10 protein-coding genes are annotated in these 11,013 nt (G+C 34.9%); 3 read left to right on the forward strand and 7 right to left on the reverse strand.

Translation table 11 applies throughout. The features are described from left to right. Positions 1 to 150: 150 nt before the first annotated feature. Positions 151 to 786 carry a sporulation protein YunB gene (gene yunB / locus ACWZFG_RS10475; protein WP_177505907.1) on the reverse strand — a complete coding sequence of 212 codons (636 nt, stop codon included), beginning with the start codon at positions 784 to 786 and terminating at the stop codon, positions 151 to 153. Between the two features lie 159 nt (positions 787 to 945). Between yunB and ACWZFG_RS10480 the strand changes: the two genes are divergently transcribed. Continuing rightward, positions 946 to 3,084 carry a transglycosylase domain-containing protein gene (locus ACWZFG_RS10480; RefSeq protein WP_455577614.1) on the forward strand — a complete coding sequence of 713 codons (2,139 nt, stop codon included), beginning with the start codon at positions 946 to 948 and terminating at the stop codon, positions 3,082 to 3,084. Positions 3,085 to 3,148: 64 nt separating this feature from the next. Here the strand turns inward: ACWZFG_RS10480 and ACWZFG_RS10485 are convergent, their stop codons facing one another. Further along, complete coding sequence (locus tag ACWZFG_RS10485; RefSeq protein ID WP_309320740.1) at positions 3,149 to 3,283, reverse strand: hypothetical protein; 135 nt, start codon at positions 3,281 to 3,283, stop codon at positions 3,149 to 3,151. Positions 3,284 to 3,372: 89 nt separating this feature from the next. After that, the gene (locus ACWZFG_RS10490) at positions 3,373 to 3,735 is read right to left on the reverse strand and encodes a hypothetical protein (protein WP_177505905.1); all 363 of its coding nucleotides are present in this window, start codon (positions 3,733 to 3,735) and stop codon (positions 3,373 to 3,375) included. A gap of 134 nt (positions 3,736 to 3,869) precedes the next feature. Between ACWZFG_RS10490 and ACWZFG_RS10495 the strand changes: the two genes are divergently transcribed. Together ACWZFG_RS10495 and ACWZFG_RS10500 are read left to right on the forward strand one after the other, a co-directional pair. Continuing rightward, on the forward strand, positions 3,870 to 4,178 hold the full coding sequence (locus ACWZFG_RS10495) for a YbaB/EbfC family nucleoid-associated protein (RefSeq protein WP_147670593.1): 309 nt from the start codon (positions 3,870 to 3,872) through the stop codon (positions 4,176 to 4,178). 11 nt (positions 4,179 to 4,189) lie between these two features. Beyond that, positions 4,190 to 4,840, forward strand: coding sequence for a hypothetical protein (locus tag ACWZFG_RS10500; protein WP_177505904.1), 651 nt, complete (start codon positions 4,190 to 4,192; stop codon positions 4,838 to 4,840). Positions 4,841 to 4,906: 66 nt separating this feature from the next. On the opposite strand, the gene ACWZFG_RS10505 is transcribed toward ACWZFG_RS10500, so the two are convergent. The 4 genes from ACWZFG_RS10505 to ACWZFG_RS10520 all read right to left on the reverse strand — a co-directional run bounded on the left by ACWZFG_RS10505 (position 4,907) and on the right by ACWZFG_RS10520 (position 10,926). Continuing rightward, positions 4,907 to 7,261, reverse strand: a complete 2,355-nt coding sequence (locus ACWZFG_RS10505; RefSeq protein ID WP_177505903.1) for an endonuclease MutS2 — start codon at positions 7,259 to 7,261, stop codon at positions 4,907 to 4,909. Positions 7,262 to 7,383: 122 nt separating this feature from the next. Next, entirely contained in the window at positions 7,384 to 9,882 is a 2,499-nt protein-coding gene (locus ACWZFG_RS10510) for a DUF3656 domain-containing U32 family peptidase (protein ID WP_455577615.1), read from the reverse strand. Between the two features lie 121 nt (positions 9,883 to 10,003). Beyond that, complete coding sequence (locus ACWZFG_RS10515; protein WP_418626540.1) at positions 10,004 to 10,624, reverse strand: DUF421 domain-containing protein; 621 nt, start codon at positions 10,622 to 10,624, stop codon at positions 10,004 to 10,006. A gap of 56 nt (positions 10,625 to 10,680) precedes the next feature. Beyond that, positions 10,681 to 10,926, reverse strand: coding sequence for a cell division protein ZapA (locus ACWZFG_RS10520; protein WP_147670601.1), 246 nt, complete (start codon positions 10,924 to 10,926; stop codon positions 10,681 to 10,683). Positions 10,927 to 11,013 lie beyond the last annotated feature (87 nt).

Raw genomic sequence — 11,013 nt, forward strand, 5'->3', positions numbered from 1 at the left:
GCTCATTTATATTATCAGAAGCGATTTGCTTTGTCAACATCTTTTTTTAAGATGATTGATAAAGTTTACTTCCCGTGCCGCTCGTTAGCGACTTGTATTATATTACACGCTTCACTCTTTTTTGTCAATATCTTTTATGAATTTTTTATTTTAAAGATGTACATATGTATTTGGAACATCTCCTACAATAACATATTCAGCAATAGGGACTTGTGTATTTACTACTGAGCTTTTACTAATCATTGGAACAACTATTTTTACTTCTGTTTCTGCCGCTAAACTTATCATATGTTTGGTTTGATTAATTCCTGCTTGCTCAAAATTGTTAATAGTTTTAATCTTAACTACCCCTACCGGAATAACAGCTACATTAATATTTGGTCCTATACTAGCTAAAATTTGACTGCCTGTAATTTGTCCTAATGGAATTTCTATATTTTCTCTAGATAAGTCCTGTAAAGTTTTTTGAACATCTATTGTAATTTCAGCGGACAACCTATTAAATTCCATAGTATTGGGTTGAATAAATACGATTTTACCTTGATTATCAAGTTTTACATCTAGCAAATCTTTTGACTCTACCTTATTTTTCACTTTATCTTCAATAACTTTATTTATTGATTGTGTCGCAATTCCTATTGCCCTAGCTTCTGCAATTGCCAAAATACTAGGTTTTAAATGCGTTTCCATGACCCAAAATAAATAAAATAAAATAAGAATACTTCCTATACATATCCAAATAAATTTTTTTGTTTTTTTCTTTCGTTCTTGCACTATAAATCTCATCATATCACCTCACTATTAGCAAAAAACTGTTTTAGTATTTTATACATAAAAAATCATTTAATATTTATTAATGCTATGTATTTATAAAAAATAATATACCTACCAAATACAAATTTATGTTACAATATCATATACATGGATTTTCCAAGGAGGTTACTAATGGATAAAGATACAAATAAGCAATCAAGAAAAACTAAACAGTCAAATAAAAGCTCCTATCGAAAAATTGCATTAATTATAGTGATTATATTAGCTGTAATGATAACAGGAGTCGGACTTGGATTTCTTACTGCTACATTAAATACTAAGCCTGGTTTGGCAGCTGATATAACGCCTCCAGCGTCTTCACAAATTTATGATATTAATGGTAATTTAATTACCAATATACATGCAGTAGAAAATAGAGTTCCTGTAAAATTGGATAAAATTCCAAAAAACTTAAAAGATGCTTTTATTGCTGTAGAAGATGCCCGTTTTTATCAGCACTCTGGTATTGACCCTCGTGGTATCTTACGCGCAGTTTGGTCAAATATAACAAATCGCGGAGTATCTGAAGGAGGTAGCACAATTACACAACAATTAGCTAAAAATGCTTACCTCTCTCAAGAGCAAACATTAAAAAGAAAAATCCAAGAAGCATTCTTGGCATTGCAATTAGAAAAACAATATACAAAACAAGAAATTTTAGAATTATATTTAAATCAAATTTATTTTGGACAAGGTGCCTATGGGGTTCAAGCTGCATCCCAATTATATTTTGGGAAAAATGTTGAAGATTTAAGCTTATCCGAATGCGCAATGCTCGCTGGTATTCCAAAAAGTCCAAACTATTATTCTCCACTGAATAATTTCAAAGCTTCTACTGAAAGACAATCAACTGTACTTGATCAAATGGTAAAATATGAATATATTGATGAAGCCACAGCTCGTAAAGCAAGAGCAGCTGAAATAAAGTTAGCTAAACACACTGCTGAAAAAAAATCTACTTCCGCTTCATATTTTGTTGATTACGTTACTCAAGCTTTAATAGAAAAATATGGCGCAGATGCCGTTTATAAGAATGGTTTGAAAATTTATACTACACTTGATTTAGATATGCAGCATATTGCTGAAAGAACAATTGCTGAACAATTGCCAAAATATCAAACTGATGAAAACGGAATTGTTCAACCACAAGGTGCATTAGTTGCTATTGAACCACACACTGGCTACATAAAAGCTATGGTTGGCGGCAGAGGTGACGATCAATTCAATCGTGCTACAATGGCAATACGCCAGCCTGGATCTGCATTTAAACCTTTCGTATTTTTAGCTGCTATTGAAAGTAATTTATCTCCCTCTACAGTTATCGATGATTCTCCAATTACATTCGGAACTTGGTCTCCAGTAAATTACAATGGTAAGTTCAACGGAAAGGTTACATTAAGAGCTACTGCCGAACGTTCATTAAATGTTCCTACCGTAAAAATAGCGCAACAAATTGGTACAGATAAACCGCTTTACTATGCGCAAGAAATGGGTATTTCTACTCTTGTTCTTGATGGTCCGCAAAACGATCGCAACTTATCTATGGCATTAGGTGGCCTAACACGCGGAGTGACTCCTCTAGAGCTTGCTGCTGCTTATGGAGTTTTCGCAAACAATGGCGTATATGCTACACCAACTGCAATCATTAAAGTTGTTGATAGAAACGGTAAAATTCTTGAACAAAATACAGTTCAAGAAAAAACTGTGATTAGTGAAAAAAGTGCCTATATTCTAACAGATATGTTACGTGGCGTAATCACTAGAGGCACCGGTACTGGGGCAAATATCGGCAGAGACGCTGCCGGTAAAACAGGAACAACAAGCGATTATGTCGACGCTTGGTTTGTTGGCTACACTCCTGACCTAGTAACCTCAGTATGGATGGGTAATGATAGTAATGGAACTTTAGATGGGATTACTGGTGCAGATACACCAGCTACAATTTGGCGAGTTTTTATGAAGCAAGCCTTAGCAGGTACACCAGCTAAATCATTTATAAAACCTGACGGTTTAGTTATTGACGATACACCTTCTGTTCTTGATACAGATAAAGAAAAACTGAAAAAAGAAGAAGAAGAAAAAGATAAGTTAGATAAAGATAAATTAAAAGATAAAGATAAAACTACCAAAAAAGATGATGACCAAAAATCCGATAAAAAAACAACTAATAAAGAAAATGAGCCTTCAAACCCAACAACACCTCAGGATATTCCCGCTATTCCCGCCCCAGCTAAACCCTCTGTTCCACCACCAGTTCCAAATCGTTCATAAAAAATAAAATCAAAAAACACGCATAATTTATGCGTGTTTTTTGATTTTATTGCATATACATTAATTAGCAGGAGCAAGAACTGCTACAGCATTCATCATTTCCACAACCACAGAAGCATAAAAGTAAAATAATGATAATGATGATCCAGATAAAACCGCCGCCTGCTCCACCACAACCAAATCCGCCATATCTTGCCATAATAACAACCTCCTTAAACATTTTAACTGAGGGCAACTTTCTCATTGCCAGCCCTTCTAATTTAATATATGGAAAGCACCCTAAAAAGGTTACTTTAAATCTTCATCAAATAATTGTCTAATTTTTTTTGGCGTCTCCGCTGCAATTTTTACCGATCCCATTGTTTTATTTAACATCTCTGTTATACTACGAATTTTGCCTACAGTAGTATTCATTCCATCAATACGCCTCTCCAGTCTTTCATCATCAGATGTTAAGGTAAGAATGATAACCATAATTTGAAATCCTAAATTCGGGTTTGCAATCATTTTTTTTACGAATCTAAATGCTCCATTACTTTTTTTTAATTCACTATTGCTATCGTTTTTTAATTCTTCTACTTCTATTACTTCTGGCCTTATAACTTCATTATTTTCTGTTTTTAAGTTATTCTTTTTTTGTCTTATCCGCATCCTTATACCTCCTTATCATTCTTTACTCAATTTAATATATGAAAAATTTTTAAAATTGCTATTCTAGGGACACACATTTAAAATTTATTTGCATAGAGTGTCTTAGTAAACAATAAATTTAGGAGGTGAATTTAATGCTAGATAATTTAGGTAATGTAATGGATCTAGTCAAAAAAGTCCAAGAAGCACAGCAAAATTTGCAGAACGAAGAAATTTCTTCATCTAGTGGAGATGTAATGACCGTAGTCGTTAATGGTCAACAAGATATCGTAAGTATTGAAATCAATCCGAATTATTTGTCCCCTGAAAATAAATTGTTATTACAAGACTTATTATGTGCCACATTAAATCAGGCAATCACAAAATCACGTGATTTAAATCAATCTGCTATCAACAAACTAACCAATGACTTAAATCTTCCTCATATCCCTGGTTTATTTTAAGGGAGGATATTATGACTACTACGACCGATAAAACAACATTGCAAAGTATCATTAGATTAGTTGAAAACCTGTCTTCCACTTCAAATTATGATACGATCATCAGTATATTGTCCTTATTATGTTTATTTTCTATTTTAAATCATACTACGCCACAGCAGTCGAATCTATCTATGCCATCAATGAATCAACAATCCACAGTAAATCCATTACAAAAACTTCTAGGTGACCTACTTGGGGGAAATAAAACCGATAGCAATGCAGGTCTGAGCGGTGCGCTAAGTGCTTTAGGAGGATTGGGAGGCAGCTTAGGCGGCTTAGGAAATTTAAGCGGATTACTTAGTTCCCCTGATTTGTTAATGTCATTATTACCGTTACTTAATAATTCACAATTAAAATCAAAAATCAATCCATCAAGCATCGCTTCTGTGATGAGTATGATTAACAATCTAAGCAATAACCAGACCGAAAAAACTGACCCTATAAAAAATAAGCAAGAAGCACCTGCCAAAACTGTAGAAGTCACAGAAACACCTCCCCTCAACGAAGAAGAACTACAAGCAACTTCACCACCAGAAGCAGAAACTTCCGCGAAAAATATAGTCCTCCAAGGAAATGAAAAAAAGCCTCCAAGCCGTTTTTTAAATTGGAAGACCAATTTTTAAAAAAAGCTGTATTTGATAGAATATGAACGTTGTTTCATACTCTCAAATACAGCTTTTATTGTATAGTTACATCAATTGTACAACAGTAGCACCATCTCCACCTTCATTGCTATCTGCAATACTGATATCACGCACATTCCTATGCGCTTTTAGATAAGCACGGACTCCTTTTCTTAATGCACCAGTTCCCTTACCATGAATAACAATCACTTGAGCTAAACCGGCTAAAATTGCATCATCCAAATATTTGCTAAGAACCGCTTCCCCCTCATCTACCATCATCCCACGAATATCAATTTGCCTTTCAACATCATTAACTTTTAAAAATCTAATAGAATTTTGCTCATTTTTCTTTTTGCTTTGCTTTTCTTGCTGCACTGCGCGACAAGAAGTAATGGGCACCATCGTCTTCATCATCCCTAATTGGATCCCGACATCACGGCTGCCTAGCGAAATAATCGTTCCCTTTTGCCCCAGGGTTGTTACATATACCATATCTCCAACCTTTAATTGTTCGATTTTTACCGGTATCGGATATTCATTTGATAGGTTCACTGAAGAATTTTGAGTATTATTCTTCAGCCGTTGCCTACTTTTATCAAATACTTCTTGACGTTTTTTCGCACCTTGATCGTTGAACTGCTCTTTTAGATCTCGAATAATTTCTTCAGCTTCACGTCTCGTTTTACGTATTAAATTCGCACTATCTTCCTGCGCTTTGGTAAGGATTCGTTCCTTTTTCGCTGATAAATCCGCCCGCATTTTTTCTAATTTAGTTTCTAATTGTACAACATGTGCTTCACGTTCGGCAATTTCGGCATTGCGTTGTTCATATAATAATTTTTCTGTTTCTAATGTATTTAATATCTTTTCAAATTGTGCATGATCTGCATCAATCAATTGTCTTGCTCTTAATACTAAACTATCTGCCAAGCCAAGTCGCTTACTAATTGCAAAAGCATTACTTGTTCCCGGAATCCCAATAAGCAAACGATACGTCGGACGTAATGTTGCAATATCAAATTCTACGCTGGCATTTTCAATGTTGTCTTTTGAATACGCAAATGTTTTTAATTCACTATAATGCGTGGTAGCAATGACTTTTGTTCCGATCTTCATTAAATGTTCCAATATTGCCATCGCTAAGGCCGCACCTTCTTCGGGGTCTGTACCAGCTCCAATTTCATCAATAAGCAACAAATCGTCGGCTTCAATTTGATTTAGAATTTTTACTAAATGTGTCATATGCGCGGAAAAAGTACTCAAACTTTGCTCGATACTTTGTTCATCGCCAATATCAGCAAACACATTATGAAATACCGGTAACGTCGATCCACTTAAAGCTGGAATAAATAACCCCGATTGCGCCATTAAAGAAAATAATCCCATCGTCTTTATACTTACTGTTTTGCCACCTGTATTTGGTCCGGTAATTAACAATGTCTTAAATTCTTTACCCAGTTGAATATCAATAGCTACTACTTTATCAGCTGCAATTAAAGGATGACGTGCTTTTAATAATTCTACATAGCCCTCTTGATTCAAGATCGGCATCACAGCATCTAAAGCTTGCGCTAATTTTGCTTTAGCGAAAATAAAATCTACCTGACCCAATATTTCACAATTTTTTTGCAAAGCTTCAGCATTCTTCGCAATTTTCATTGTAATTGCTCTAAGAATTCTTTCAAGTTCACGCGTTTCTGCAACTTCCAGTTGTTTAAGATCATTGTTTAAGTGAACGATCTCCATTGGTTCAATAAATAAAGTCGCTCCACTCGAAGACTGATCATGAATAATCCCAGGGAAAAACTGACGATATTCTTGTTTTACAGGTACCACATAGCGATCCCCCCGCATTGTAATAATACTATCTTGAAAGTACTTTTGATAATCAAGATTTCTAAGTACCGCATCTAAACGCTCTTTTATCCGACTTTGAAATTGTTTAATTTCACGACGGATCCGTAACAGTTCTACACTTGCATCATCACGAATCCTTCCATTTTCATCAATGGCAACATTAATATCATTTTCCAAGTGCCCTACTATCTCAATATTGCCTGCAAGATTTGATAATATAAACAGTTCAAGCTCTAACTCTTTAAAAAAACGTTTCATTTTTCGCATGGCATACAAAGTACTACTAACCGATAATAAATCACAAGCGTCGAGAATAACTCCCAGCTTAGCCTTTTTCAACAATGCTCTAATATCACGAATTCCACCTAAAGGTAATGCTACACCCGTTTGTAAAACTTGCATCCCCTCTTGAGTTTCAGCTATCCATTCTTTTACTTCACTAAATTCATTGCTCGGCAGCAAAGCGGCAGCTTTTTCCTTTCCTAAAGATGAACTTGCTCGTTCTGCAAGCATTGCAATAATTTTATTATATTCTAATGTCTTTAAAACATTTCTATCCATCATGTCACCTGCTATCATCCACATTTATTGTAAAAATAAACTCTTAATACCCACGCATCATTATAACAAAATACATATAAATAAGTAAAGGACTGGGATTATGTAGCCCCAGCCCTTTACTTTTATAGTACTCCTCTAAAATAATGACCACGTGTAATGTTTTTCTCAATAGCGTCCATTTTATCCTCTTTAAATAAAGGATGCTCTTCGCCCAATTCAATAAATTCACGATATAAACGCGTAATTTTAGCCAACTTAGCTGTAGTCATATATTTTCCTTCAATTCGAAGCCGATGAATTCCAATAGCGGAAAGACGCGGAACATGAGGGAACATACTCAACTCTTTACCATTTAATACATGCATTCTACAATATTGATCTGTAACTAACGGAAATTTTTCATCTTTTCGATCACTTAAAAAATAGCTTTCTTTTAAACAAGGTTTGGTGCAGGAACCTTTATCTAAGTTCCCTAAAAAGCTGCCCATAGCGCAGTACTCAGAAACCATTAATGATAAATTTCCATGGACTAAACATTCTAATTCACATTTTGCCAAATCAGCAATTTGCTCAATTTGAGAAAAATTTAGTTCCGGAGATAAAGTAACGGTTTCCACTCCCCTAGAAGCTAGAAGCTCTATAGCTAAATTATTATATACATTCATATGATAATCTGCCTGCAATGGAACATTGAAATGGTTCTTTATCATATGCAAAGTTCCAATATTATTTACGGCTATCGCATCGGGAAGATTTTCTTTAAAACTTTCAATTAACGAAATAAAACCTTTCATCTGCCATTGCTTTAACAATTGCGGTGTATTGAAAACAATTTTTTTATTATACTCCTTTGCCAAAAGATAAGCCTTGTGATAATCACTATCTTTTAAGGCAAAATGTTGAAAATTATCGCCACCAAATAAAATAATATCGGCTCCATTTTCAATTGCAACTCTTACTTTTTCAATGGTGTCTACATTGACAACCAATTGTGGTTTTATTGCATGATTTCGTTTTTTATTTCGTAATATATTTTTTATCAAGTTATTATTTTCAACAACTGATTCCGGGCGAACAAACTTTATCATACGGGCTTTTTCAAGCTCTTCTACAGCCTTGCGTCTTGCCTCATTAATTTCGCTCATCGGCACCATAACTTCACCAATAATATTACAGGTCAATTTCCTTAAAGCAAATACTGTAGTTCCCATTCGATCAATTTGCTTTTTTATCGTTTCTTCAGTCAACGGCCTTTTCAGGGCCTTTTCCGCAACAAAAGCAGTCTCACCATTGCCAAAAAATCCTTCTTCATCTACGATTTCAATTTTTAAGGGAGAGCCTATACTTACTGTTACCTTTACGTCAATTGCATAACGCCTTAATGGCGCACCTTGATTAAAAAAACTACGCGCACGTTCCATTAACTGTGCATCAAATACTTTAAATGCCCGATCATGATCACGAACTGGTGATGAAATCGCAAATGAAGCTTTTTGATTTGGTAAAGCTGATGTTACTTCTTTTCCTTCTACATACATCGTCGTTACAGTTGCGCTTACTCGCCCGCCGACTTTTACCCAAAACTCAACAATATCATTTTGATTTAAAGTCTCTGCTAATTTTATCGTAACCAGCTTGGTTTTTGCATCATATTTCTCTACTCTTCCAGCTAGAACGCCTCGATTATTCGGTCTGCGGTCACTCATCATGAACTTACCTGGACGTTTTTTCATATATGCCTCAGTAAAATCACGATTGAAAATTTGTGCTAATTCTTTTTTCTCAACCAAATCAACAACAAAATCATTTTTATTCGCAAGATAAGAATCAACCGCCCGACGATACGTATCAACAACAACTGCAACATATTCTGGGCGCTTCATCCGGCCTTCAATTTTTAACGAATCTACACCAGCCTCGATCAGCTCTGGTAAAAGGTCGATCGTATTTAAATCTTTTGGACTTAATAAATATTCGCCAGCTTCTCCTCCAGCCAATACATTATTTCCATCTCCATCAACTAAAGTATAGGGCAATCGACATGGCTGTGCACACCGACCACGATTGCCACTTCTTCCCCCAATCATTCCACTCATTAAGCACTGTCCTGAATAACAAATACACAGTGCACCATGAATAAATACTTCTATTTCAATATCTATATTTTGGCAAATGTATTGAATATCTTCGATAGATAATTCACGCGATAGCACAACACGGGTAAATCCCAATTCTTTCAAAAAGCGTACACCCTCGATATTATGTACAGTCATTTGCGTGCTCGCATGTAAAGGTAAGTCAGGAACAATTTCACGCGCCAGCTTAGCGACCCCTAAATCTTGTACAATAATTGCATCGGCTCCTGCATGATATAAAAATCTCAAGTACTCCGCCAATTCCTCAAATTCACTATTATCAACGACTGTATTTACTGCAACATCTACTAAAACATCACGTCTATGTGCGAATTGAATTGCTTCTACCAATTCATCTTGTGTAAAATTAGCAGCATATGCTCTAGCACCAAACATTTTTCCTGCTAAATATACTGCATTTGCACCACTTTCCACAGCAGCAATTAATGCATCTTTACTCCCAACAGGAGCCAACAATTCCACCATTTATTTATCCCTCTCGTTTATCCATTGTATTTAATTATTATATCATATCAAATAAAATTATTATCTATTAAATCAGAAAAATTAAAGCTGCCCGCAAATATGCAGCAGCTTTTTCTTACATTTATTCTTTACTCTTTTTTAGCAACTCTTTTATTTCATGTATTTCCTCTATCATTCTATGCAACCGTTTCCACGTTTGTCCCATGGGACTTAGTGGATTATCCTCCAAATCTTTCATGTAAAGGGATACATCTCTTTTCGATACTGGTTCTAAATCATGATTTTTTATTATTGTGAAAACTCCACAGCTTTCCAGACGTGCCAATTTAATATCTTTTACTTCAGTCATATCCATTCCTAATTTATGTAGTTCCTGCCGTAAATCATCATAATTAAAACGCGTCTTATTAAAGTTTTCTTGAATAATCTTACCATTCCTAATTAATAAAACAGGAGTCCCTTCGACCAAACGCCGAAAAAAAGTACTTCTTAATGATAAATAAGATAATGCTTGTTGCAAAGCTAACAATGCTAGCAATCCACCAATGCCCGCAAAAAAATCTTGGTTTTTATCCATCGCCGTCGTAACAATAATATCACCTATTCCTACCATTATAACAAAATCGAATGGCGACAATTGCCCTACAGTACGATTCCCCATTAATCGTATAACAATCAAGGCAATTGAGCATAAAAGCAGAATGAGCCAAAAGATATTGACCATTTCCATAAACGCGCTCACACAAATCTCCCCCTTTATTTCTAGTATGTAAAAATAAAGGGGTTTTATACTTTCATTTATTCATTTTTTAGTATTTCAAGCATATCTTTATAATCTTCTTGTAATTTCATGTATTCATCCGTAATGTTGAGTGCTGCCAAAACCGCTATCTTTGTTGGTGCCAATAGTGGATTGGCTTTCGCAATTAAACGCATCTGCGCATCCAAAAAATCAGCTAACTTTTGTACTCGCTTAGCCTCTAAATCACCCTTTAATGCATAGGATTCCCCAAAAATTTTAACCTTTACTTTATGTTCATTCATCTATTTCACCTAAAATTCGCTACTTATTACATTCAGGTAATAAATTCTCCTTGTATTAACTTAATTCCTGCCAGCAAAAAATAAGAG

This window comes from Anaerosinus sp., assembly GCF_965318445.1.

What these genes read in the sequence shown, in the direction of transcription:
- yunB (WP_177505907.1), bottom strand. Translation starts at nt 786, where the DNA reads ATGAGATTTATAGTGCAAGAACGAAAGAAAAAAACAAAAAAATTTATT.
- ACWZFG_RS10480 (WP_455577614.1), top strand. Translation starts at nt 946, where the DNA reads ATGGATAAAGATACAAATAAGCAATCAAGAAAAACTAAACAGTCAAAT.
- ACWZFG_RS10485 (WP_309320740.1), bottom strand. Translation starts at nt 3,283, where the DNA reads ATGGCAAGATATGGCGGATTTGGTTGTGGTGGAGCAGGCGGCGGTTTT.
- ACWZFG_RS10490 (WP_177505905.1), bottom strand. Translation starts at nt 3,735, where the DNA reads ATGCGGATAAGACAAAAAAAGAATAACTTAAAAACAGAAAATAATGAA.
- ACWZFG_RS10495 (WP_147670593.1), top strand. Translation starts at nt 3,870, where the DNA reads ATGCTAGATAATTTAGGTAATGTAATGGATCTAGTCAAAAAAGTCCAA.
- ACWZFG_RS10500 (WP_177505904.1), top strand. Translation starts at nt 4,190, where the DNA reads ATGACTACTACGACCGATAAAACAACATTGCAAAGTATCATTAGATTA.
- ACWZFG_RS10505 (WP_177505903.1), bottom strand. Translation starts at nt 7,261, where the DNA reads ATGGATAGAAATGTTTTAAAGACATTAGAATATAATAAAATTATTGCA.
- ACWZFG_RS10510 (WP_455577615.1), bottom strand. Translation starts at nt 9,882, where the DNA reads ATGGTGGAATTGTTGGCTCCTGTTGGGAGTAAAGATGCATTAATTGCT.
- ACWZFG_RS10520 (WP_147670601.1), bottom strand. Translation starts at nt 10,926, where the DNA reads ATGAATGAACATAAAGTAAAGGTTAAAATTTTTGGGGAATCCTATGCA.